19 protein-coding genes are annotated in these 23,801 nt (G+C 68.1%); 6 read left to right on the top strand and 13 right to left on the bottom strand.

Going from position 1 to position 23,801, the window contains the following annotated elements; all coding sequences use genetic code 11:
• Window positions 1-22 precede the first annotated feature (22 nt).
• The 6 genes from L0977_RS07375 to moaC all read right to left on the bottom strand — a co-directional run bounded on the left by L0977_RS07375 (window position 23) and on the right by moaC (window position 6,725).
• Entirely contained in the window at window positions 23-1,747 is a 1,725-nt protein-coding gene (locus L0977_RS07375; RefSeq protein ID WP_234264212.1) for an ABC transporter ATP-binding protein, read from the bottom strand.
• Window positions 1,747-3,225, bottom strand: a complete 1,479-nt coding sequence (locus tag L0977_RS07370; protein ID WP_234264211.1) for an AlbA family DNA-binding domain-containing protein — start codon at window positions 3,223-3,225, stop codon at window positions 1,747-1,749. The genes L0977_RS07375 and L0977_RS07370 overlap by 1 nt, the downstream gene beginning before the upstream one ends.
• The gene (locus tag L0977_RS07365) at window positions 3,222-3,527 is read right to left on the bottom strand and encodes an AlbA family DNA-binding domain-containing protein (RefSeq protein ID WP_234264210.1); all 306 of its coding nucleotides are present in this window, start codon (window positions 3,525-3,527) and stop codon (window positions 3,222-3,224) included. Before L0977_RS07365 ends, L0977_RS07370 begins: the two co-directional genes overlap by 4 nt.
• Before the next feature lie 22 nt (window positions 3,528-3,549).
• The gene (locus tag L0977_RS07360; RefSeq protein ID WP_234264209.1) at window positions 3,550-4,860 is read right to left on the bottom strand and encodes a nucleotide sugar dehydrogenase; all 1,311 of its coding nucleotides are present in this window, start codon (window positions 4,858-4,860) and stop codon (window positions 3,550-3,552) included.
• A 218-nt stretch (window positions 4,861-5,078) separates the two neighbouring features.
• Window positions 5,079-6,164: a zinc-binding metallopeptidase family protein gene (locus tag L0977_RS07355; RefSeq protein WP_234264208.1), complete on the bottom strand. Its 1,086-nt coding sequence runs from the start codon at window positions 6,162-6,164 to the stop codon at window positions 5,079-5,081.
• A gap of 27 nt (window positions 6,165-6,191) precedes the next feature.
• Window positions 6,192-6,725 carry a cyclic pyranopterin monophosphate synthase MoaC gene (gene moaC, locus L0977_RS07350; RefSeq protein WP_370465284.1) on the bottom strand — a complete coding sequence of 178 codons (534 nt, stop codon included), beginning with the start codon at window positions 6,723-6,725 and terminating at the stop codon, window positions 6,192-6,194.
• A gap of 43 nt (window positions 6,726-6,768) precedes the next feature.
• Between moaC and L0977_RS07345 the strand changes: the two genes are divergently transcribed.
• Entirely contained in the window at window positions 6,769-8,364 is a 1,596-nt protein-coding gene (locus L0977_RS07345) for a M48 family metalloprotease (RefSeq protein WP_234264207.1), read from the top strand.
• On the opposite strand, the gene L0977_RS07340 is transcribed toward L0977_RS07345, so the two are convergent.
• On the bottom strand, window positions 8,347-8,697 hold the full coding sequence (locus tag L0977_RS07340; protein ID WP_234264206.1) for a phage holin family protein: 351 nt from the start codon (window positions 8,695-8,697) through the stop codon (window positions 8,347-8,349). The two genes, L0977_RS07345 and L0977_RS07340, sit on opposite strands and share 18 nt — an antisense overlap.
• 82 nt (window positions 8,698-8,779) lie before the next feature.
• On the bottom strand, window positions 8,780-9,178 hold the full coding sequence (locus tag L0977_RS07335; RefSeq protein ID WP_234264205.1) for a DUF3717 domain-containing protein: 399 nt from the start codon (window positions 9,176-9,178) through the stop codon (window positions 8,780-8,782).
• 416 nt (window positions 9,179-9,594) lie between these two features.
• Here L0977_RS07335 and L0977_RS07330 point away from each other — a divergent pair, with 416 nt between their 5' ends.
• On the top strand, window positions 9,595-10,359 hold the full coding sequence (locus L0977_RS07330; protein ID WP_234264204.1) for a TerC family protein: 765 nt from the start codon (window positions 9,595-9,597) through the stop codon (window positions 10,357-10,359).
• A 105-nt stretch (window positions 10,360-10,464) separates the two neighbouring features.
• Here the strand turns inward: L0977_RS07330 and L0977_RS07325 are convergent, their stop codons facing one another.
• Both L0977_RS07325 and purB read right to left on the bottom strand, forming a co-directional pair.
• Window positions 10,465-11,232, bottom strand: coding sequence for an MBL fold metallo-hydrolase (locus L0977_RS07325; RefSeq protein WP_234264203.1), 768 nt, complete (start codon window positions 11,230-11,232; stop codon window positions 10,465-10,467).
• Between the two features lie 39 nt (window positions 11,233-11,271).
• Window positions 11,272-12,684: an adenylosuccinate lyase gene (purB, locus tag L0977_RS07320; RefSeq protein WP_234264202.1), complete on the bottom strand. Its 1,413-nt coding sequence runs from the start codon at window positions 12,682-12,684 to the stop codon at window positions 11,272-11,274.
• 122 nt (window positions 12,685-12,806) lie between these two features.
• Between purB and L0977_RS07315 the strand changes: the two genes are divergently transcribed.
• Both L0977_RS07315 and L0977_RS07310 read left to right on the top strand, forming a co-directional pair.
• Entirely contained in the window at window positions 12,807-13,424 is a 618-nt protein-coding gene (locus tag L0977_RS07315; protein ID WP_234264201.1) for a glutathione S-transferase N-terminal domain-containing protein, read from the top strand.
• Window positions 13,425-13,505: 81 nt separating this feature from the next.
• Window positions 13,506-14,246, top strand: coding sequence for a response regulator transcription factor (locus L0977_RS07310; RefSeq protein ID WP_234264200.1), 741 nt, complete (start codon window positions 13,506-13,508; stop codon window positions 14,244-14,246).
• Window positions 14,247-14,508: 262 nt separating this feature from the next.
• On the opposite strand, the gene L0977_RS07305 is transcribed toward L0977_RS07310, so the two are convergent.
• From L0977_RS07305 to glnE, 3 genes are all read right to left on the bottom strand, one after another.
• Window positions 14,509-15,156, bottom strand: coding sequence for a glutathione peroxidase (locus L0977_RS07305; RefSeq protein ID WP_442786617.1), 648 nt, complete (start codon window positions 15,154-15,156; stop codon window positions 14,509-14,511).
• 109 nt (window positions 15,157-15,265) lie between these two features.
• Complete coding sequence (locus tag L0977_RS07300; RefSeq protein WP_234264199.1) at window positions 15,266-15,871, bottom strand: rhomboid family intramembrane serine protease; 606 nt, start codon at window positions 15,869-15,871, stop codon at window positions 15,266-15,268.
• Window positions 15,868-18,705 (bottom strand): bifunctional [glutamate--ammonia ligase]-adenylyl-L-tyrosine phosphorylase/[glutamate--ammonia-ligase] adenylyltransferase, encoded by a 2,838-nt coding sequence (gene glnE, locus L0977_RS07295; protein WP_234264198.1) that lies wholly within the window; start codon window positions 18,703-18,705, stop codon window positions 15,868-15,870. The genes L0977_RS07300 and glnE overlap by 4 nt, the downstream gene beginning before the upstream one ends.
• Window positions 18,706-18,719: 14 nt before the next feature.
• Between glnE and L0977_RS07290 the strand changes: the two genes are divergently transcribed.
• Both L0977_RS07290 and L0977_RS07285 read left to right on the top strand, forming a co-directional pair.
• Window positions 18,720-22,946, top strand: a complete 4,227-nt coding sequence (locus L0977_RS07290) for a YhdP family protein (RefSeq protein ID WP_234264197.1) — start codon at window positions 18,720-18,722, stop codon at window positions 22,944-22,946.
• Between the two features lie 34 nt (window positions 22,947-22,980).
• Window positions 22,981-23,787 (top strand): carbon-nitrogen hydrolase family protein, encoded by an 807-nt coding sequence (locus tag L0977_RS07285; protein WP_234264196.1) that lies wholly within the window; start codon window positions 22,981-22,983, stop codon window positions 23,785-23,787.
• Window positions 23,788-23,801: the final 14 nt, after the last annotated feature.

Genomic DNA, 23,801 nt, shown 5'->3' with positions numbered 1-23,801 from the left:
CTTGTTTTCTCATCTTGCACCATTAAAGCGGGTTTTTTGTGATCGTGATAATTTGATTGCAGGCGCATAGGCTGGCCTCCCGGTGCGCAATCACCACGATAGTCTTACTGCCCGACAACGCTCGGATGGCTTCATTGACCGTCGCCTCCGTCGCGCCATCCAGCGCACTCGTCGCTTCATCCATAAACAACACAGGTGGGTCGCGGTACAGCGCTCGGGCGATGCCAATGCGCTGGCGCTGACCGCCGGAAAGGCGGATGCCGCGGTCGCCCACCGGGGTGTCGTAGCGCTGGGGCAGTTCGTTCACCACGAAGTCGTGGATCTGGGCGGCGCGGGCGGCGCGCTGCACTGCCTGCATGTCGATCTGTTCCGGGGGAATGCCGAAGGCGATGTTGGCGGCGACACTGGCATCGGCAATGTAGATGTGCTGTGGCACGTAGCCAATGGCGGCCTGCCAGGCGGGCAGGTTTTGCGCGGTAATGGACTGGCCGTCCACGCTCAGGGTGCCGGCCTGCGGGGTGAGCAGGCCGAGCAGGACGTCCATGATGGTGCTCTTGCCAGTGCCGCTGGGGCCTTTGATGCCGACACTGGTGTTGACGGGGATGACGAGGTCGAAGCCGTCGAGCACGGGCTTGCCGGGTGTCGAGGGGTAGGCGTAGCGGATGCCGCTCAGGCGGATTTCCTGCCGGAGCACGATGGCCTGCTGGCCGGCGGCGGGTACGGCGGTGGGCAGGGGCAGCGACATGTCGCGGTGGAGGCTGTCCAACGTGGCGCTGGCGAACTTGAGGCGGGCGAAGCCACGGTACATGATCTGCGCGGCGGGCAGCAGGCGGTAGGCGGCAAAGCCGTAGAGGCCGAGCGCCGGCAACACGTGGGCGACGTCCCCGCTTTTAAGCAGCAAGGCCAGGGCGATCAAGATGAGGCCGGTGTAGCCGGTGGCCTCCACCAGGTAGAGCGGGGTCTGGCTCAGGGTTTCGCTGGCCGCCATGTGGCGTGCCTGGGTGCGCGAGGCCTGCTGGTAGCGCTGCTGGTAGGCGGCTTCGGCGTGGGTGATCTTGATGTCGCGGATGCCTTGCAGGGCTTCATTGCAGGACTGGTAGCGCTGCCGGTTGGCTTCCACCATTTCGCTGCCGATGCGCTTGAGGCGCCGGCGCACCAGTAGGTAGATGAGGCCGTACAGGCTACCCACCACGGCGACGATGGCCAGTGCGGTGAGCGGGTTGTAGGCGAACACCAGTGCCAGCATGGCCAGCACCACGATGCCTTGCACGATGACCTGCGACATGGGCTGGATCAGGTTGCCCATGACCATGTCCACCTCGGCCAGGATGGTCTTGGACAGCTCTGCCGTGTTGCGGTGGATGAAGAATTCGTAGGGCTGGGCCAGGTAGCGCGCCATCAGCCGGCTGCTGATGGAGTGGCGCAGCAGGTGCACGAAGCGGTTGAGCAGGTGCTGGGTGACGGTCTTGAAAACTGACGCCGTGACAACGAGCACGATGGAGGCCAACCCCAGCGCGGTGATGAAACTGCGCGAATCGGAAAAGCCCAGCCGCTGGTAGATGGTGCTTAGCCAGGGGTTCTCGGTGATGATGCCTGGCCGCGCCAGCACGGACAGAAACGGCATGATGGACACCACGCCCGCTGTTTCTGCCAGAGCCATCAGCAGCGCCAGCCCCAGCATCACCCAGGCCCGGCGCTGCTCGGCCGGGGTGAACAGGGTCCAGACTTTTTTCAGGGTATCGCGCATCAGTTTTCGGGGCTTTCCAACATACGCTTGCCTTGAGGGGTCAGCCGGTACTTCTGCAGCCGGCTCTGCGGTTTGTCCGGAAGTGTCATTTCGGCGATGCCCAGTTTCACTAGGCGGCGGATTTGTTTGTGCAGTTCGCCCGAGACCGTGGCGTGGCCCAGGGCCTTGGCGAGGTCGGCTTTGCCGGCGGCTTGTTCGCGCAGCGCCACCACCACCTTGGCCGCCAGCCGTGACTCTAGCCGTGACTCTAGCCGTGACTCTAGCCGTGATAGGCCGCCCTGCTCACCGCCGGTGCCTGGGGAGTGATCGGACTGTGAAGGCTCTGGCGCTTGCCGTTGTGCCAACCAGATTCGCAGCCGCACGCCAGTTGCGATTTCCTCGATGACAGGTTCGGGCAGACCTTGCCGGGCGGCTTCGGCGAAGATGCGCCGTATGCCGCTGCCCCATTGCTCGACCAGGCCCAGTTCGCGGAATATGCGGGCGATGACCGGGTTGCGGATGCGCGAGATGCCGCTTTTCATGTCGTCGATGGTCATGCCCGGCAGCAGCAGGCCGGGGCTCTCGATGTCGATGCGATCATCGAAGAAGGCCACGCGAACAGGGGTGCCGCGTTGTGCGTAGTCGCTGTGCACCAGGGCGTTGACAATGGCCTCGCGCAGCATGGTCAGGGGAATGCTCCACACGTCTTCGCGCCGCATGGCGCCAAAGCGGGCGGTTTTGAAAGCATGTTTTTTCAGGAACAGCTCGATCTGTTCCACGGCATCAGGCAGATGGCCATGCACCTCGTGCTGATCGAAGATGTCCACCTTGTCGAGCCCGTGAAAGCGTCCGCACTGCACCCAGGCGTCGGGGAAATGCCGTTCGCGTTCCTGGCTGAAAAGTAGGATGGCGCCCCGTGTGGGGACCAGGCGGCCTTGTTCGAGGCGCAATAGCTTCAGGCTTTGCAGGGTGTGTTCATCAAGCTTGCGTGCCGGTCTGAACAGGCGCGCCATGGCGGCCAGATCCAGGTTGTCCAGGCCGAGTTCGGGCATGGGTTGTTCGTCGAATACCTGGCCGGAGGCGGCGCGGCGTGCCTCGGCGATCCAGTCCGTCCCCGCCTGGCGGTTGCTGGAGCCCAGTCGCACGTACACGCCCTGTTCTGGCCCCAGGCTGTGCAGGTGGTGCGGGCGGGCGTTGCTGGGAAACACTTCAACGACCAGCAGCGTGTGCTGGCCTGCGCTTATCAGTTCGACATTGGGCACTAGGCGGGGCGATATGCCGTCGGCGATCAGGTTGCAGATGCGCTCTTCTTCGTCCAGCGGGTCGACCACGCCTACCACCTGGCGTGCATCGTCCACGCCGATGACCAGCCTGCCCCCGGCCGCATTGGCAAAAGCCACCAGCGTCTTGAGCATGTTGCGCGGCGATGACAGGTCGCGCTTGAACTCCAGCGTCTTGCCCTCTGGCTCCTTGAGCAACTGACCAAGTGGCAGTTTCATGCGGATCGTCCAATTGCCGATTTCTTTGGCGTCTGGTTGCCTGGTGTGATGAGTAACCAGACTTTTATCAGGGTGTCGCGCATAGGGGCGTGCTCACGAAACCGCTGGGCTACCTTACCCGATAAGGGGTCCGGGGTGGCGAGCAGCGCGGTCGAGCCGTAGCCGCCGCCCAGGCCGGGTTCGTTGGCGAAAGCGCATATCGTTTCCAGCACGGATTTGCCTGCATCCAGCGCCCGCTTGGCCTCGATCCTTTCGCTTTCGTCCAGAAGGTTGAGGTTGTCCAGCAGTTCTCGGGCGTTCATGGCAGGTCTTGCGAGAATGGCCTCAGGCTGCGACGGTGTTATCGGAAACGGGCAGCCTTCCCCGCGTATCCACGATCACCCGCGCATGCCGTTGCAGCAGCGCGTAGTCGAACGCATCGTGGTCGGTGGCCAGCACCAGGCAGTCGAAGCCGGCGATGTTGTCGGCCGTGAGCGGCACGGAGTTCAGGTCGAACTGGTAGTTGCGCTTGCGCGGGAAGGTGGGCACGTGCGGGTCGCTGTATGCCACTTCCGCCCCCTTGCCTTGCAGCAGATCCATGATCTCGACGGCGGGCGATTCGCGGGTGTCGTCGATGTTCTTCTTGTAGGCCAGACCGAGCACCAGAATGCGGCTACCCTTGACGGCCTTGCCTCGGTCGTTCAATGCGTCGGCCACCTTGCCCACCACCCAGTGCGGCATGTGGTGGTTGATCTCGCCCGCCAGTTCGATGAAGCGGGTGTTGACACCGTATTCGCGTGCTTTCCAGGTCAGGTAAAACGGGTCGATGGGGATGCAGTGCCCGCCCAGGCCGGGGCCGGGCTTGTAGGGCACGAAGCCAAAGGGCTTGGTGGCGGCAGCGTCGATGACTTCGTGAATGTCGATGCCCATCTTGTCGGCCACGATCTTCATTTCGTTGACCAAACCGATGTTGACGCTGCGGTGGATGTTTTCCAGCAGCTTGGTCATTTCGGCGGCCTTGGGACTGCTCACAGGCACCAAGGTCTGGATGGCGTGGATATAGACAGCCTGACCCAGTGCCAAGCACTCGGGAGTCATGCCACCGATGACCTTGGGAATGTCCTTGGTGCCATAGTGCGGGTTGCCGGGGTCTTCGCGCTCAGGGCTGAATACCAGGGCGCAATTGCGGCCGGGTTCGAGCCCGCGGCTGCGCAGGCGCGGGGCCAGCACTTCTTCGGTGGTGCCGGGCCAGGTGGTGCTTTCCAGACTCACGAGTTGCCCTTCGTGCATGTGGGGCAGCATGGCTTCCACCGTGTTGACGATGAAGCTCAGGTCGGGCTCGCGGTGGTGGTTGAGCGGGGTTGGCACGCAGATGATGAGGGCGTCAGCCTCGGTGGTGCGGGCGAAGTCGGTGGTGGCTTCGAAGCCTCGTTCGCGGGCTTGCCGGATCAGGTCTGGCGTGAGTCGCTCGATGTAACTCTGGCCGGCATTGAGCTTGTCAACCTTGGCTGTGTCGATGTCGAAGCCCAGAACCTTGACCCCGACCTCGCTAAAACGCAGCGCCAGGGGGAGGCCCACATAGCCCAGCCCGAATATGCCGACGGCAAATGTCTTATCTTGAAGTCGGTCATGAAGTGTCTGGAGGGGGGCTTGCATGTTGGCCGAGGCGCGGTCCGAGAAAACAATTTTCTGCATTTTGCGATATGTCTGTGGAATCGCATCAGGGCACTCTGGGGCGAGAGGCACATTTCACGGGAGTCGCACGGCGTGTTGTTCCATGGCTGCTGATTGCCGACGGGTGGCGCAGCACCCAAACGAATGGGTGGGACGACCAAGGCAAGCCTCAGCCAACTGCCAGGGCGATACCAAGGGTCTCAGGCAGCCGAAACCGGAGGCTTTGCACCTTGCCGGCTTGCCACCTCATGCACAAACCCCAATTTCTCCAGCACCGGTGTCGACAGCGCAAATGGATAGGCGTCGTCCTGTCCCAGGCTGCGGTTGAGGCTGTTGAGCACGAGTGAAGTGGCCATGCCTTGGCTGAGCAACTCGGCGAAGGTTGGCTGCGCGGTCTGGGCGTCGGTGGTGGGGCCGTAGGGATCCTGGCACCGGGTGGTGACCGCTTCGCCCGGGCCTTGCAGGCTGAACTGCATCTGGAAGTGGGCGGCGGTTTCCAGCAGGTCCATCAGGTGCAGGTAGTGGGCCCAGGTTTCGGCCCAGTCTTCCCAGGGGTGCATGGTGGCGTAGCTGCTGACGTGGTGCGCGGGCCAGTCGGCGGGTGGGCCGGAGGCGTAGTGGCGTTGCAGGGCCTGGCCGTAGTCGGTGCGTTCGTCGCCGAACAGTTGGCGAAACCGTTCCAGGGCGGGGGAGTCGTTCGGGAAGAACAGGTCCCAGTAAAAGTGGCCCACTTCGTGCCGCAGGTGGCCGAGCAGGGTGCGGTAGGGCTCGTGCAGGTGGGTGCGCCGGCGGGTGCGCTCGGTGTCGTCGGCTTCGGCGATGTTGAGGGTGATGAGGCCGTTGGCGTGGCCGGTCATCACGGGCTCTTCGCCGGGCACGTCTTCACGGAATTCGTAGACCGGGGTCGGTAGCGGAGCGTCGCTGGAGCGGGCGTTTTCCAGGCCGAGTTTGGCGAGGGTGTAGTACAGCCGCCGTTTGGCGTGTTCGATGATGGCCCAGCGCAGGCGGTTGCCGGGGACTTCGAGGTTGGGGATGACGCGGGTCTGCCGGCACGAGACGCAGTAGTCGTCGGGATCGTCGGCCACGACGAGGAAGTTGCAGGCCTGGTGGTCGGCGTGGTTGCGGCAGAAGCGCCAGGGGCCGTCGATGTCACCCCCTTCTTCGGGACCCACAGTCTGCAGGCTGAGCGCCTCAGGGTCGAAGCCCAGCGCGTGGCGGCAGGTCACGCAGACCAGATCGTTGAAGAACACCAGGCTGCCGCATTGGGTGCACTGGAAGGTTTTCATGGCAACGCTCTCCCGGGTGGCATGCGCTCATTCGGCCACAAAATGCCCGCTCTTGCCACCGTGTTTCTCCAGCAGCCGCACGTGTTGCAGCGTCATGCCCCGGTCGGCGGCCTTGCACATGTCGTAGATCGTCAGCAGGGCCACGCTGCAGGCGGTCAGGGCTTCCATTTCAACGCCGGTCGGGCCGGTGCACTCGGCCCGGGCCAGGCAGCGCACGGCCGGGGTGTCGGGTTCGAGCTCAAAGTCCACGGTCACGCGGGTGAGCGCGATCGGATGGCACAGCGGAATCAGGTCGCTGGTGCGCTTGGCACCCTGGATGCCGGCGATCCGGGCGATGCCCAGCACGTCGCCCTTGCGGGCATGGCCCTCGCGGATGAGTGCCAGTGTGGCGGGCTGCATGGTGATGCGGCCTTCGGCAATGGCCACCCGGTGCGTGGCCGCCTTGGCGGCAATGTCTACCATGTGGGCCTGGCCCTGGGCATCGAAATGCGTCAGGGGGCTGTGGGCAGGCTGGTCGGTCGGAGGAGTCGGGGTGTCGGGCATGTCAGGCAAACTTTGCATGGGATTTACAGAAACCCTGGGCGCTTGGCGGCATCATACGAAGATGCTTGTCCCTGCAGCCTCTTCCGTGCGCGCCGTGTCGCTGGCCGCTGCCCTGTGCGCCCTGGTGCTGACCGCTTCCCTGTCGCCTTCGGCGCCCGCCCAGGCGCAAAGCACCCCACCAGGGCGGGTGGGCTCGTCGCTGCCTTCGCTGGGCGACGGCTCGGACATGGGGCTGAGCGAAGAACGCCGACTGGGCGACAGCATCGCGCGCAGCATCTACCGCGATCCGGACTATCTGGACGATGCGGTGCTGGTGGATTACCTCGATTTGCTGTGGCAGCCCCTGCTGGTGGCGGCGCGCAAGCGGGGCGAGCTGTCGCCCGAACTGGACGAGCGCCTGGCCTGGGAGCTGATGCTGTCCAACACCAAGCAGGTCAATGCCTTTGCCCTGCCAGGGGGGTATCTGGGGGTGGAGCTGGGCCTGGTGGCCGTGACCGAAACCCCTGAAGAGCTGGCCAGTGTGCTGGCGCACGAGTTTTCGCACGTGGCGCAGCGGCACATTGCGCGCATGCTCAGCCGCCAGTCGCAGCAGGCGCCCTGGATCCTGGGCGCCATGATCCTGGGCGCGCTGGCGGCCAGCGCCAGCTCCAACGTGGACGTGGCCAACGCGGCGATCATGGGTGGGCAGGCGATGGCGGTGCAGAACCAGCTCAACTTCTCGCGCGACATGGAGCGCGAGGCCGACCGGGTGGGCTTTAGCGTGCTCACCGACGCGGGTTTCGACGGGCATGGTTTCGTTTCGATGTTCGACAAGCTGCAGCAGGTGTCGCGGCTGAATGACGACGGCTCCTATCCCTACCTGCGCAGCCACCCGCTGAGCACCGAGCGCATGGCCGACATGCGCGCGCGGTTGCCGGCCGGCGCTGCCAGCGCGCCGGTCGGGCCGCGCAAATCGGCAGTGGCCGCCTCCGAGGCGGCGGCGGTGCACGCCTACGCCTCGGCGCGCGCGCGGGTACTGTCGGAAAAGGCGCCGGAGCGCTGGCGCGTCTGGTGGCAGGCTGGCCAGGCGCCGCAGGCCACACCCGCCGAGCGCTATGCGGGCGCACTGTCGGCCCTGCGCCTGGGCGAGCGGCAGTCCGCGCTCGCGTTGGCGCGCTCGCTGCGGGCCCAGGGCGACCCGCAAGCCCAGTGGGTGCTGGACGCCCTGTGGCTGGAAGTGGTGGCGCGAGCGAAGGCCGCGGGGACCCCGGTGGCCGATGCCGACTGGCTGCCGGTGCGTGACGCGGCGTTGTCCAGCGACCGGCGGGCGCTGGTGCTGAGCGCGGCCGAAGCCGCCTTGACCGGCGGCGCGCCGGCGCTGGTGAGTGCGCGCCTGAGCGGTTGGGTGGTGCAGCACCCGCGCGATGCGGGGGCCTGGCAACTGCTGGCCCGCGCGCAGCAAGCCCAGGGGCGGCGTCTGCACGCCATCCGCGCCGAAGCCGAGGCGCGGGCGGCCCAGTTGGATTACCCGGGCGCGATCGAGCGGCTCAAGACCGCGCAGGCCCTGCCGGCGAACGAGCGTACCGATGGCATGGAGCTGGCCATCGTGGACGCCCGGTTGCGGGCGCTGGACACGCTTCAGCGCGAAGAGATGAAGGAATCAGCGCGCAAGCAGTGAGCGCACGGCGGCATTGACCAGCAGCATCAGGGCCGAATAGATCAGCGAGCCCAGCAGGGCCGCCCAGAAGCCGTTGACGTGAAAGCCGGCGAGGATGGAGCCGGCCGCCCAGAACAGCAGGGCGTTGATCACGAACAGAAACAGCCCGAGCGTGACGATGGTGACCGGCAGTGTCAGCACAACGAGTATCGGCCGCAGCACCATGTTGAACAGCCCGATGACCAGGGCCGCCACCAGGGCCGATGTGAAATTCTGCACCTGCACGCCGGGGTAGAGATACGCCACCATCAACAGTGCACAGGCTGCCAGCAGCCAAGTCAGGATGAGTTTCATGCGGTCAGCATAGCACCGCACCCTGGCGCCTGCAGGGGCGCCGCGACTGGCCCCCGCAGGCGCACGGCCCGGCCGTGCGCCGCTAACCGCGCTCGGCGTAGCGGTTGAAGCGCCAGGCCGTGCCTTCCTGCGTGATGCGCCGCCAGACCACCCGCTTCTGGGCCGGGCTCATGCCCGTCCAGAGCTGCACTTCCTCGAAACTGCGGCCACAGCCCTTGCAGTGCGCGTCGCCCTGGCTGGTGGAGCAGATGGCGATGCACGGGGTGTCGGGCTGCGTGTCCACCCAGGCCAGCCAGGCCGAGCGGGCGGCGTCGGGGATGTCGTGCTCATCCACCTCATGGTGGTGCAGGAAAACCAGGCGGGCATAGACTTCGGCCAGGGCGTGCACCGGTGGCGCCAGCGACACGCCGTCGGGCGAGGGCGTGCGCTCGCGCCAGTGGTTGATCGCGGCTTCGATGTCGGAAATGTGGATGCCGGCCATGGGGTGCGGATCATAAGACCCCGGGCCAGGGTGGTGGTTTCCCCAGCGCCGACACCCCGTGCCGCTTGTGGGAACTGCGTACGCCACCGATGTGCCACCGCGCGGGCGCGCACCTACAATCGGCGCTTCGAAGGGGAGTAGCTCTGCGGTCTTCCCCGACCGTCCGGTTCGTCGTCACCACGGTGCCTTTCAGGCGCCCGGCGCTCCGGGCCCGCTGCCGGCGGGTCGAGCAAGACCTTTGACAGGCCCGCCAGGGTCGGTGTCAGGCTCCGCGCACGCCCCTTCGCTCCACGTGTCCATCGTCACACAGGCAAGGTCGGGCGCCTGCTGGCACCGTCCTGCCGTGCCGAAGGCGGGAACGCACAGCCGGGCTGGCCGGGGTTCGGGACCCATAACGACACCTATCGAGGACTCTCATGGATTTGGACTTTCTCACCCACGCGCCGTTCTGGATCGCGCTGGGGCAGATCATCATCATCGACATCCTGCTCGGCGGCGACAACGCGGTCGTGATTGCGCTGGCCTGCCGCAAGCTGCCGCCGGCCCAGCGCACCAAGGGCATCATCTGGGGCACCGCCGGGGCCATCGTGTTGCGCGTCATCCTGATTGCCTTCGCGATGACGTTGCTGAACATTCCATTCCTGAAGCTCGTCGGCGCCATCCTGCTGGTGTGGATCGGCATCAAGTTGCTGGCCCCCGATGAAGAGGGGCACGACAACATCCAGGGCAGCGACAAGCTGCTGGCCGCCATCAAGACCATCATCGTGGCCGATCTGGTCATGAGCGTGGACAACGTCATCGCCATCGCGGGCGCGGCGCAGAACGCCGGTCAGGACCACTCGATGCTGCTGGTCGTGCTGGGCCTGCTGATCTCGATCCCCATCATCGTCTGGGGCTCGCAGCTCGTCATCAAGCTGATGGCGCGCTTCCCGGTCATCATCACCCTGGGGGGCATGCTGCTGGGCTGGATCGCGGGCGGCATGGTGGTCACCGACCCGGCTTTCGTCAATCCCGACAAGTGGACCTGGGTGCCCAAGCTGGGCACCATCGACCCGGCCACGAACGAAGCGGTCATCTCCAGCGTCCTCTACTGGGTGGCCCACGTTGCCGGCGCGCTGCTGGTGCTGGCACTGGGCAAGTGGATCGCCTCGCGGCGTCCCGCGGTGGCGCACGAAGCCTGAACGAGTGGGCCTGGCCGCGGGCGTTGCCGCGGCAGGGTCTGCCTCCCGCGAAAGCGGGAACGCAGACCCCACATCCGGAAAAGGGGCCGCGGCCGTCAGCGCCGCTTACTGCGGCACCACGTAGTTGGCCTGCGTGAAGTTGTCGATGCCGCAGGACAGGTCGCCGATCCAGTCGATGAATTCCTTGACCGCCGCGCCCGCCAGCGGGGCGCCGTGTTGCGGCACGATCAGCTCGATGGGCAGGGTGCGTGCCATGTTGGCCCACAACCGCAGCACCTTCTGCGACACCATGTAGCGGCGGTGGAACGGCTCCATGCGGGGCAGGTGGGGCGCCAGCGACGTGATGGGCTTGGCCGCGTCGGCCGAGGTGCCCAGCGACACGGCCAGGTCGCCCGAGAACAGGATGCGGCTGACCGGATCCCAGAACTGGAAGTTGCCTTCGGCGTGCATGAAGTGCGCGGGCAGCGCCACGAGTTCGCTGCGGCCGAGCCGGATGCGCATGCCGGGGTCGGGAATGCCCACGATGCGCCCGGCTGTCTTGCCCGGTTTGCAGAAGTGCGGCGCAAAACGCTCCCACAGGCGCGAGATGTACAGCGTGGCCTGGGTGCTGGTCATCCAGCGGTCCAGCGACGCGATGATGTCGGGATCGGCGTGCGAGGCCAGGATCTCGGTGAGCTTGTTGGGCGGAAAAAAGCGGCCGATGGTCAGCAGCAGTTCGTTGAACGCCATGTTGCCGCCCGGATCGATGATCGCGCCCTGGTCGTTGTCGATCACCAGGAACTGGTTGGCCTGCACCGCCTCACCGCCTTCGTCGCTGAGGTTGGCGAACATCAGGCACACATGGCCATTCTTGTTGTACAGCTCGATGGCCATCGCGACGTGCTCCTTCAGGACAGACGGTGAAGCGGGGGATCAGGCGCGGCGCGCCAGTTCGGCGGCCTTGCCCACGTAGCTGCCGGGCGTCATGGCCAGCAGGCGGTCCTTCTCGGCCTGGGGAATTTCCAGGCTGCGGATCAGCGTGTGCAGCGCTTCGGCCGTGACGGTCTTGCCGCGCGTGACTTCCTTGAGCTTTTCGTAGGCGCCGGGCACGCCGAAGCGGCGCATCACGGTCTGGATCGGCTCGGCCAGCACTTCCCACGAGGCGTCCAGGTCGGTGGCCAGAGCCTCTTCATTCAGTTCGAGCTTGTTCAGACCGGTCATCAGCGAGGCGTAGGCCAGCACCGCATAGCCCATGGCCACACCCATGTTGCGCAGCACGGTCGAGTCGGTCAGGTCGCGCTGCCAGCGGCTGATCGGCAGCTTCTCGCTCAGGTGCTTGAGCACGGCGTTGGCCAGGCCCAGATTGCCTTCGGCGTTCTCGAAGTCGATCGGGTTGACCTTGTGCGGCATGGTGCTGGAGCCGATCTCGCCGGCCTTGAGCTTCTGCTTGAAGTAGCCCAGGCTGACATAACCCCAGATGTCGCGCGACAGGTCGATCAGGATGGTGTTGGTGCGCGCGATGGCGTCGAACAGCTCGGCCATGTAGTCGTGCGGCTCGATCTGGATCGAATACGGCTGGAAGGTCAGCCCCAGGCCCAGCGGCTCGGGCGTCTCCACCACCTTCTGGCTGAAGTTCTCCCAGTCGAAGTCGGGCCAGGCCGAGAGGTGGGCGTTGTAGTTGCCCACGGCCCCGTTCATCTTGCCCATCAGCTTGACGCTGGCGATCCGCTCGCGCGCCGTGGTCAGCCGCACCACCACGTTGGCGATTTCCTTGCCCACGGTGGTGGGGCTGGCGGTCTGGCCGTGGGTGCGGCTGAGCATGGGCACCGCGGCGTGGGCCTGCGCCATGGCGCGCAGCTTGTCGATGATCTGGTCCAGCGCCGGCAGCAGCACCTGGTCGCGCCCGCCTTTGAGCTGCAGGGCGTGGCTGGTGTTGTTGATGTCTTCGCTGGTGCAGGCGAAGTGCACGAACTCGGCGGCCTTCTCCAGTTCGGGCCGGGCCTCGAACTTGGACTTGATCCAGTATTCGACCGCCTTCACGTCGTGGTTGGTGGTTTTCTCGATCGCCTTGATCGCGGCCGCATCGTCTTCGCTGAAGTTCTTGACCAGGCCCAGCAGATAGGTGCGGGCGCCCGGCGACAGCGGGGCGAATTCGGTGAAGCCGGCGTCCGACAGCGCGATGAACCAGGCGATTTCCACCTGCACGCGCCGGTGCATGTAGCCCTGTTCGCTCATGAACGGGCGCAGCGCCGCCAGCTTGCCGGCGTAGCGGCCGTCCAGGGGCGAGAGGGCAGAAATCGGGGACAGGGTGGCCGCCGGGGCCGCGGGGGAAGAAGAAGCTCGCATCCCGCCATTGTAGGTTCGGCCCCTGGGCGCCAGCCGGTCGCCAGCAGTGCACAGGCGTCAGTGCGACCGGCGGTTTCGCTGGCTAAAATGCCACCCCCATCACCCCCCGGTCGACGTCATCCATGAAGCTCATTGGCGCCATCACCAGCCCTTACGTCCGCAAAGTCCGTGTTGTCATGGCGGAAAAGAAGCTGGATTACCAGTTCATCCAGGAAGACGTCTGGTCGGCCGACACCCACATCACCGATGCCAACCCACTCGGCAAGGTGCCCTGCCTGATCATGGAAGGCGGCGAAGCGGTGTTCGACTCGCGGGTGATCGTCGAATACCTCGACACACTCTCGCCGGTGGGCAAGCTCATTCCACCTTCGGGCCGCGAGCGCGCCGAGGTCAAGACCTGGGAAGCGCTGGCCGACGGCCTGCTTGACGCCGCCATCCTGGCGCGGCTCGAACTCACCTGGCCCGGGCGCGCCGCCGGCGAGCGCAGCCAGGCCTGGGTCGACCGCCAGATGGGCAAGATCCAGGGCGCGCTCAAGTCCATGAGCCAGGGCCTGGGCGACAAGCCCTTCTGTTCCGGCATCCACCTGAGCCTGTCCGACATCGCGGTGGGCTGCGCGCTCGGCTACCTGGATTTCCGCTTCCCCGCCATCGACTGGCGCGGCCCCTACCCGAATCTGGCCAAACTCAGCGACAAACTCGCGCTGCGCCAGAGCTTCGTCGACACCCAGCCGACGGCCTGACCGGGCACCGGGCCGATAAAGGCCCGGACAACCCGTCTATTTCCGCGAACGGCCCGTCGGCCGCTTCCTAGACTGGCTGTCATGAACACACAGCCCCATGTTCTGGTGGTGGGCGACGATCCGGCGATCACCCAGCGGGTGATCACCTGCCTGCACCGCCACGGCATGACCGTCAGCGTGGCGGGCGATGCGGCGGCCATGGACGAGCTGCTGGCGCGTGAGCCGGTGGATCTGGTGGTGCTCGACCTGGGCCTGCCGGACACCCACGGTCTGGCGCTGCTGAGGCGCCTGCGTGCCGTTTCGGCGTTGCCGGTGGTCGTGCTGATTGCGCGGGCCTCGTCCTACGACCGCATCGTCGGGTTCGAGAGCGGTGCGGACGAATGCATCACCAAACCCCTCGATCCGGTCGAATTTGCCGCCCGCGTCCAGCGCGTGCTGCGCCGAGCCCAGGCCGACCGCACCCAGCCCCGGGGGCTGAGCGGCGCGGGGGAGGTCCGCTTCGATGGCTGGCAACTGCACCGCACGCAGCGCTACCTGCAGACTCCCGAGGGCGCCATGCTGCCGCTGTCGAACGCCGAATGCCGCCTGCTCGATGCGTTGCTGGCGTGCCCGCGGGCGGTGGTGACCCGCGATCAGCTGTTCGACCAGGCGCGCGGCCGGGCCAGCGCCCCGCCCGATGGCGGCCTGGAGCGGCTGATCGCCCGCCTGCGCCACAAACTGGGCGGGGCCCAGGCGGTGGGCGCGCCGCTGATCAAGACGGTCAGGGGGATGGGTTACATGCTCGACGCCCGGCAGGTGGAGCCGGTGCCGGGCCTGCACTGAAGCCGGTCGCTGCCAGCGGCGCCGGGCTGGAAAGACAAGGTCTGCGAAGCGCCCCGAAACGAAGAAGGGAGGGAGGGAGGAGGAGGAGAAGCGCCTCGGGATTGCATCCACCACACGGTGGAAGGCTTCGCAGACAAAAAGGGGCGGCGTGTGAAACGCCTTGCTGTCATGGAGGCGGCTCGCCGGCAGAAAGTTCCCGCGCCGTTCATCCGGGGCAGGCGTCCGACCAACGGCACGCAGGGGTTCGCGTGTGCGCCGCTGCTCAGCCCTTGGCCGCCAGCACCTGTTCCACGTCGCGCAGGAAATCGCGCTGGTCGGGCGCCACGCGGCTGCCGTAGCTGCGCACCGTGCGGCCATCGCGGGCAATCAGGTACTTGTGGAAATTCCAGCGCGGAGCTTCGCCGGTGATCCGGGCAAGCTGCTGGTACAGCGGGTTGGCTCGCGCTCCCGCCACGCTGCTTTTGGCAAACATCGGGAAACGCACGCCGAAGGTGTTTTCACAGAATTCGGCGATGGTCTGGTTGCTGCCCGGTTCCTGGCTGAAGTCGTTGGAGGGAAACCCGAGCACCACCAGGCCCTGCGGGCGGAAGCGGTCGTACAAGGCCTCCAGGCCCTTGTACTGGCCGGTGAAGCCGCAGTAGCTGGCGGTGTTGACCACCAGCACCGCCTGGCCGGCGTACTGGCACAGGTCCTGCGGTTTTTCGTCCTGCAGGCGCTCGAAGGTGTGGGTCAGCAGGGCCGGGCAGGCGGCGCTGCCGGTGGCCGCGGCGGCAGATCGGGGGACCATGCCGCCAGCACCGAGGCCGACCCAGGCCACACCGGCGGCCAGGGCCGTGCGGCGCTTCAGGCCCGGTCCGGGCAGGGGCTTCGGGGACGGGGCGGCGGCGTGTGGGGGCAGGGCGTTGGGCATGGTGGACTCCAGGACGAAGACAGCAGGCTGTTGGACAGGCCCGGGCGGGCAGGGTTCCTGCCGGCGGGACCGGGTGTCTGGGGGATACGCAGGCCGGGCGCGGGTGGATTCAACCCACGTGCCAGCGGGACACCCGGTCGCTCGCGAGCATCGCGAACAAGGCCAGCACCAGGCCCCAGAGCGCGCCCGTGAGGTGCGCGGCCTGCACCACCGACATCTCGTTGCTGGTGTCCCAGATCACGGGGTAGGACCAGGCGCTTTCCAGCCACAGCTTGCCCAGCAGGCTTACGCCCAGCAGGATGCCCCAGCGCCGGGCGCGGGCCACCGGCACGCGCTGCGCCACCAGGTACACCACCATCACCGCGGTGCCCGCATGCAGCAGGCCGGCCAGGCCGACGGCATAGCCGATCTGCGGCCACAGCGGCAGCATCAGTTGCGTCAGGGGCCAGGCCAGCAGCCAGGCCAGCGCCGCGCCCAGGGGCGGCCGCATCATCCAGGCCAGGGCGGTGAGGGCGCCGAGCGCGAGCTGGTTGGCGATCAGGTTCGGGGTGTTCAGGTGCACCCAGACCGTGGTCCACAGCGTCCAGGGGCGGGTGGTCCAGTCGTCGGCCTGCCAGGTCAGCAGGTCCACGGCGCTGTCACGGGCCCACCACAGCAGCATGCTGGCCACGCCGTGCAGCATGCACAGCAGCAGCCAGCTCCGCGAGGTTTTCATGCGGAAGCCGGTTGGCCCAGCACGTGTTGCCAGAGCGCCTGGACGGCCTGGGCCAGTGCGGTCGAGGCCTGCGTATCGATCTGGGTGGGGGCTTCGTCCAGCCGGGCCTGGTGCTGGATGTGGCGCAGTTCGCGGTAGGCGTCGGCGGCGGCGCGGCCCACGCCGGCAGGCAGCAGGCCGGCGCTTTCGGCCCGCAGCAGCAGCGCGATGTTGCCCACGTTGGCGCGCAGTTCGGGGTGCGCCTGCGAATGCGCCAGCACCAGGTACTGCACCACGAATTCCGCGTCGACCATGCCGCCTGCGCTGTGCTTGACGTCGAAGCGGCCGCCGCGCACCGGGTGCGCGGCGCGCACCTTCTCGCGCATGCTGCGGATTTCCTGCGCCAGCGCCGCGTGGTCGCGTTCGGCGGTGATGACCGCCTCGCGCACCGCGTCGAAGCGGGTCGCCAGCGCCCCCTCGGCGGGGAGCACGCACCGGGCGCGCGTCATCGCCTGGTGTTCCCAGGTCCAGGCCGTGTTGCTGCCGCGGCCGCGCTGGTAGTTCTCGTACGAGGTGAAGCCCGTGACCAGCAGGCCCGAATTGCCGTTGGGCCGCAGCGCGGTGTCGATCTCGTAGAGGTCGCCTTCGCCGGTTTTCACGGTCAGCCAGTTGATCAGCTTGCGCACGAAGGCGGCGTAGATCTCGCTGGCGTTTTCGTGCGCGTCTTCGTAGACAAAGACGATGTCGAGGTCGCTGCCGTAGCCCAGTTCCTTGCCGCCGAGCTTGCCGTAGCCAATGATGGCGAAGGCCGGCTCGTCGCGGTGGCGGTTTTTCAGCCGGCTCCAGCACCAGCGGGTGGTCACGCGCAGCAGCGCGTCGGCCAGGGCCGAGAGGTCGTCGGCCACCTGTTCGACGCTGAGCACACCTTCCACGTCCCGTGCCAGGGTGCGGAACACCTCGGCGTGGTGGGCACGGCGCAGCAGGTTCAGCAGGGCTTCCTCGTCGTCTTCGCCGGTGCGAGCGAGCGAGGCGCGGCGTTCGTCCAGGTCGGCCTCGAACTGGGCCGCGTCGAACCGCTCGTCCATCAGCTGGCGGCTGGCGAGCTCGTCGATCACGCCGGGGTGGCGCTGCAGGTAGCGCGCCGGCCACTTGGCCGCGCCCAGCAGGCGCAGCAGGCGTTCGTGCACCGACGGCCGCTCCTGCAGCAAGGCCAGGTAGCTCTCGCGGCGCAACAGCGTTTCGATCCAGTCGGCCAGCCGCAGCGCGGCCAGCTCGGTCACCCGGCCGTCCTGCAGCCAGGCACCGGTGCGTTCGACCAGCCGCACCAGCCGCAGCCGCGCGTCCTCGCGCAGGGCCTGCACCCGGGGGTGTTCGCACCACGCGGCCACCTTGGCGGCAAAGGCTTCGGGCAGTTGCGGCAGCGCGTCCTGCAGGTCTTCGACCGCGCTGCGCCCGCTGGCCCGGCTGGTGCAGCCCTTGCCGTTGCAGCCGCCCTTTTGCGGGCCGCCGAGCAGGGTGTCGAATTCGCCCGCCACGGTTTCGCGGTGGCTGTCCAGCTCGCACAGGAAGGCGCACACGTCGGGGTAGCCCAGGGTGGCGGCGATCCAGGCCAGATCGTCGTCGCGCGTGGGCATCAGGTGGGTCTGCTGGTCATCCAGGTACTGGATGCGGTGCTCCACCTTGCGCAGGAATTCGTAGGCCGCGGCCAGGGCGTCGGCCGTGGTGCGCGGCATCAGGCCGGCCTTGCACAGCCGGTTCAGCGCGTCCAGCGTGGGGCGGGTGCGCAGTTCGGGGAACTGGCCGCCGCGCACCACCTGCAGCAGCTGCACGGTGAATTCGATTTCCCGGATGCCCCCGCGCGAGAGCTTGACGTCGTTGGCCCGGCCGGGGTTGCCGGCCGCGCGCTTGGCGGCGTGGTCGCGGATCTGCCGGTGCAGCGTGCGCAGCGCGTCGAAGACGTTGTAGTCGAGGTAGCGACGGAACACGAAGGGCAGCACCGGGCCGCGCATCGCGCTGGCGCTGCCGTCGCGGATGCTGGCGGCGGGCGCGATCACCCGGCTCTTGAGCCAGGCGAAACGCTCCCATTCGCGGCCCTGGACCAGGAAATACTCTTCCAGCGCGGCGAGCGAGACCACGCTCGGGCCCGAATTGCCGTTGGGCCGCAGCGCCAGGTCGACGCGGAACACGCTGCCGTGTTCGGTGGCGTCGCCGACCGTGCCGTAGATGTGCTTGACCGCCTTGGCGAAATATTCGTGGTTGCTGATGCGGTGACGGCCATCGGCATTGCCGGCGGTTTCGCCGTCGTGGTCGTAGACGTAGATCAGGTCGATGTCGCTGGAGACATTGAGCTCGCGCGCGCCGAGCTTGCCCATGCCGATCACCCAGAGCTGCGCCCGCTGGGGGGCGGCCGCGTCGCCGCTGTCTTCGACCAGTGGCGCGCCGTGCAGGGCGTCGAGATCGGCAAAGGCCAGCAGGCAGGCCTGGTCCAGCGCGATCTCGGCCAGCGTGGTGACGGCGCCCGTCACGTCGGCCAGCGGGGCGTGCTGCTCGCAGTCCAGCACCACCAGGCGTTCCATCACCAACTGGCGCAGCACGCGCAGCGCCGCCGGCATGGCCAGGCCGCGGCCGCGCAGCGTGTCCAGGCAGCCGGTCATGGTGGCGCGGGTCGGCGTGCCCGGGGGCAGCGTGCTCAGTTCGGCCTCATAGCGGCGGCGCACCCGCTGCACAAAGCGGGAGTGATCGGCGCGCCGGTGTTCGTCGGTCAGCGCGGGGCAGACGGTTCCTGGGGAAGACTTCACACTTCTTGACAATGTGGAAACGGGATGGCGGGCGTTGAGGTTCTGGCTGGCCGTCATAATTTGCGGTAGTCATGAATCCTGAGCGCCCGGCTTCAGCCGCCGACCCTACCACTCGGTCCCTTTCCCCGCGCACCCTCCGGTTTTTCTCCGTCGCCACCCGCTGTCTGCTGTGGCTGGTGGTGGCCGCATGGGTGCTGTTCCTGCTGACCTGGGGCGCCCTGCACGGCTGGATTGTGCCGCGAATCGGCGAATGGCGCCCCGATCTGGAGCGCTGGGCCAGCAGCGCGCTGGGCGTGCCCGTCAAGGTCGGCAGCATCACCACGCTGCCGCGCCGCAGCGACGGCTGGCTGCCCGAACTGGTGCCCACGCTGGAACTCGGCGATGTGCGCCTCTACGACCCCGAGGGCCGGGAAGCCCTGCAACTGCCGGCGGTGCGGGCGTCGCTCTCGGCGCGTTCGCTCTGGCACCTGGGGTTCGAGCAACTGCACATCGTGCGTCCCGTGCTCGATATCCGGCGCGAAGCCGGTGGCCGCATCCTGGTGGCCGGGCTCGACCTGTCCGGTCCCGGCGACGACGGCGCCGCCGCCCAATGGTTCTTCAGGCAGCCGGCCTTCACGATCGAGGGCGGCACGCTGCGCTGGACCGATGACCTCAAGGGCCGGGCGCCGCTGGAGCTTTCCGGTGTCGAACTCGTGGTGCGCAACGGTCTGCGCCACCACGACATGCGCCTGGACGGCACGCCGCCGCCCGAATGGGGCGACCGCCTGAGCCTGCGCGGGCGCTTTACCGAACCGCTGATCGACCTCAGCCAGCGGCGCGCCGGCGAACCGGTCTGGCGCCACTGGAGTGGCGAACTGTTTGCCGACTTTGGCCGGGTGGACGTTGCCCGGCTGCGGACCTATGCTGACCTGTCCGAATGGGGCGTCGCCGTGCGCTCCGGCCACGGAGCCGTGCGCACCTGGCTCGACGTCGAGCGCGGCCAGGTCAAGGCCGCCACGGCCGACGTCGACCTGCAGGACGTGGACGTGCAGCTCGGCCCCGATCTCGAACCGCTGGCGCTGGACACCGTGCAGGGCCGGGCGCAGGCCGACTGGGGCCCCGGCGGTTTCGGCTTTGAAACGCCCAACCTCAGCTTCCGCACCCGCGACGGCCTGGCCTGGCCGGCCAGCCAGGTGCGCGTGCGCCACCGCAACGGGCAGGACGGGGCCCTCGGCACCGAACTGGCGGCCGACCGCATCGAGCTGGCGCCGCTGGCTGCCATCGCCGAGCGCCTGCCCCTGGCGCCCGAGGTGCGGCGCTGGCTGGCCGAGCTCACGCCGGCCGGTCGGGTCGAAGGTTTTTCGGCGCGCTGGCGGCCGGCCACGCCGACCAGCGCCACGGCCGCTGCCGTGCCCCTGAGCTACCGCGCCAGCGGCCGCGTCGTCGGGCTGGCGCTGGCGGGCAAACCCAGCGGCCAGCGCTCGCAGTTCGGCGACCACCCCGTGCCCGGCCGACCCGGCGTGCAAGGCGCCACGGCCCGCTTCGAGCTGGACCAGAACGGTGGCCGGGCCGACCTGTCCATCGACCAGGGCGTGCTGCAACTGCCCGACGTGTTCGAAGACCCCAACCTGGCGCTGGACAGCCTGCGCGGCCGGCTGCGCTGGAGTGTGGCTGGCGAGCGCATCGACGTCTGGCTCGAAGACGCCAGCCTGTCCAATGCCGATGCCCAGGGCACGGCCAGCGCCCACTGGACCACCGCCGATCCCGCCACCAGTTCGGCGCGCTCGCGCTTTCCGGGCATTCTCGACCTCACCGCCCGCCTGACGCGGGCCGACGCCTCCCGCGTGTACCGCTACCTGCCCCTGGTGGTGGCGCCCGAGGTGCGCCGCTACGTGCAGGAGGCGGTGCGCGGTGGGGGCTCCGGCCAGGTGGATTTCCGCATCAAGGGCGACGTCTACGACGTGCCGTTCGACCTGCCGGGCACGCGGGGCGAATTCCGCATCAGCGCTGCGCTCAAGGGCGTCGACTTCGCCTTTGTGCCCCCATTCCTGCAGGAAGCCGGCGAAGCGCCCTGGCACGTGCTCAAGGGCCTGGATGCCCAACTCGTGCTCGACCGCCAGCGCCTGCAGCTCACGCAGGTGCAGTCGGGCGTCGAAGGCGCGCCCCAGGTGCGGCTGACCGATGGCCGCATCACCATCGCCAACCTGATCAATGCGCCCACCGTCGAGGTCAGCGCCCACGCGCGCGGGCCGGCCGGCGAGCTGCTGGACATGGTGCGCAAGACGCCGCTGAACACGCTCACCGGCGAGGCGCTCACCCAGGCGCGCATGACCGGCCCGGCCGACGTGCGCTTCGACCTGCAGCTGCCCATCGACGATCTCCGGCACAGCAAGGTCAAGGGCACGGCGCAGTTCACCGGCAACGACGTGCAGATCACGCCCGACTCGCCCCTCATGGCCAACGCCACCGGCAGCCTGGCCTTCAGCGAGCGGGGCTTCCAGGTCACCGGTGGCCGAGCGCGCCTGTACGGCGGCGAGGCCCGCTTTGAAGGGGGCATGCAGCCCGACCCGGCCGGTGGCCCGGCGCGCCTGCTGTTCAGCGGGCAGGGCACGGCCACGGCCGAAGGCCTGCGCGACGGCCAGCTCGGCTTTGTTTCGCGGCTGTTCGCCAAGGCCCAGGGCAGCGCGGCCTACACCGCGCGCCTGGCCTTCCGCGGCGGTGTGGCCGAAGTCGACGTGCAAAGCAGCCTGCAGGGCATGGGTTTTGCCCTGCCCGCGCCGCTGGACAAGGCGCCGGCCGCAGCGCTGCCCCTGCATTACCGCAACGAGGTGCTGGCCTTCCGCGGGCCGCACGACGCGCCCGAGGCCACCACCGACCGCATGTCCGTGGATCTGGGCGCCAGCGGGGCCTCGCACCTGAGCCTGCGCTACGAGCGCGACGTCACCACCCCGGTGTCGCGCGTGCTGCGCGGCAGCATCGGACTCGGGCTGGCCGCCGACGAGGCCGCGCCCGTGCCGCCGCAGGGCGTGCTGGCCAATGCCCGGCTGCGCGAGATCGACGTCGACGCCTGGCAGCGCGTGTTCAGCGAACTCGACAGCGCACCGCCGTCCGAAGCCGGCGCCGCGACCGCCGACCGGGCCGCTGCGGCCACCGACGGTCAGGCCTACCTGCCCACCGTGCTGGCCGCGTCCGCCGAACGGGTCACGGTCGACGGGCGGACCTTCCGCGACGTGGTCATCGGCGGCTCGCGCGAAGACCAGCTCTGGCGCGCCAACATCGACGCCCGCGAACTCAATGGTTACGTCGAATACCGCCAGCCCGGTGGTGGGGGCGCTGCGGGGGCGGGCAGCGTGTACGCCCGGCTGGCGCGCCTGGTGCTGGCGCCGGCCGATGCCAGCGACGTCGAGGCCATCCTGCAGCAACCCAGCAGCGTGCCCGCGCTGGACATCGCGGTCGACGATTTCGTGCTCGACGAACGGCGTCTGGGCCGGGTGGAAATCGAGGCCGTCAACCGGGGCGGCCCCCGCAACCGCGAGTGGCGCCTGAACCGCCTGCACTTTGCCGTGCCCGAGGCCAGCTTCAACGCCACGGGCAACTGGGTCGCCACCGGCGCCTCCGAACAGCGGCGCATGGCGCTGAACTTCCGGCTCGACATCGCCGACTCGGGCAAGCTGCTCACGCGCTTCGGCCGCGAGGGCACCGTGCGCGGAGGCCGGGGCAGCATCGAAGGCAACATCGGCTGGCTGGGCTCGCCGTTCAAGATCGACTATCCCAGCCTGTCCGGGCAGCTCAAGGCCGACATCGCGTCCGGGCAGTTCCTCAAGGTCGAACCCGGCGCGGCCAAGTTGCTGGGGGTGCTCAGCCTGCAGGCCCTGCCGCGCCGGCTGGTGCTGGACTTCCGCGACGTGTTCTCCGAAGGGTTTGCCTTCGACTTCGTGCGCGGCGACGCCAGCCTCACCCAGGGCGTGGTCGCCACCAACAACCTGCAGATGAAGGGCGTCAACGCCGCCGTGCTGATGGAGGGGCAGGCCGACATCGCGCGAGAAACGCAGGACCTCAAGGTCGTCGTCGTGCCCGAACTCAACGCCGGCACGGCTTCGCTGATCGCCACCGCCATCAACCCGGCCGTGGGCCTGGGCACCTTCTTTGCCCAGTTCCTGTTGCGCCAGCCGCTGCAGTCGGCGGCCACGCAGGAATTCCGCATCACCGGTCACTGGGCCGACCCCAAGGTCGACAAGGTGGAGCGCAGCGTGCCGGCGGCGGCCGCAGCCGCTGCGCCAGCGGCTGCGCCGGGCGCCCCGCCACCCGCATCGCGCTGAGGCGGCACAATGCGGCCATCATCAGGAGTCGCCCATGAAAGTTGCCGCCATCCAGATGGTGTCGGGCATCAGCCTCGACGCCAACCTCAGTGAAGCCCTGCGCCTGCTGCGCCAGGCCGCCCAGTGCGGCGCCGAGCTGGCCGTGCTGCCCGAGTATTTCTGCTTCATGGGCCACCAGGACACCGACAAGCTCCTGCTGGCCGAACAGCCCGGCCTGGGCACGGTGCAGGACTTTCTCTCCGACGCGGCGCGCGACCTCAAGCTCTGGGTCGTCGGTGGCACCTTGCCCATGGCCACCGAGGATCCGCAGCACGCGGCCAACGCTTCGCTGAGCTACGACCCCAAGGGCAAGAAGGTCAGCCGCTACGACAAGATCCACCTGTTCCGCTACGACAACGGCCGCGAAGCCTACGACGAGGCCGCGGTGCTCAAGGCCGGGGACACGCCCACCACCTTCGACATGCAGGACCGGTCCGGCCAGCTCTGGCGCGTGGGCCAGAGCGTGTGCTACGACCTGCGTTTTGCCGAGCTGTACCGCGTGCTCGCGGCCGACGTGCTGCTGGTGCCCGCCGCTTTCACCTACACCACCGGCCAGGCGCACTGGGAGGTGCTGCTGCGTGCCCGCGCCATCGAAAACCAGGCCTTCGTCATCGCCAGCGCCCAGGGCGGTACGCACGAAAACGGCCGCCGCACCTGGGGCCACAGCATGGTGATCGATCCCTGGGGCGAAGTGCTCGCCCTGCAATCGACTGGCCCGGGCGTGGTGCTGGCCGACATCGACATCGAGCGCCTGCACCAGGTGCGCCAGCAATTGCCCGCCCTGCAGCACCGCCAACTGTGAGGCGCGGCGCGCGG

Origin of the sequence: Hydrogenophaga sp. NFH-34 (assembly GCF_021401345.1) — a bacterium.
Lineage (GTDB): Bacteria > Pseudomonadota > Gammaproteobacteria > Burkholderiales > Burkholderiaceae_C > Hydrogenophaga > Hydrogenophaga electricum.
The sequence above is the reverse complement of the archived record's forward strand: the minus strand, read 5'-3'. Positions and strand labels throughout refer to the sequence as shown.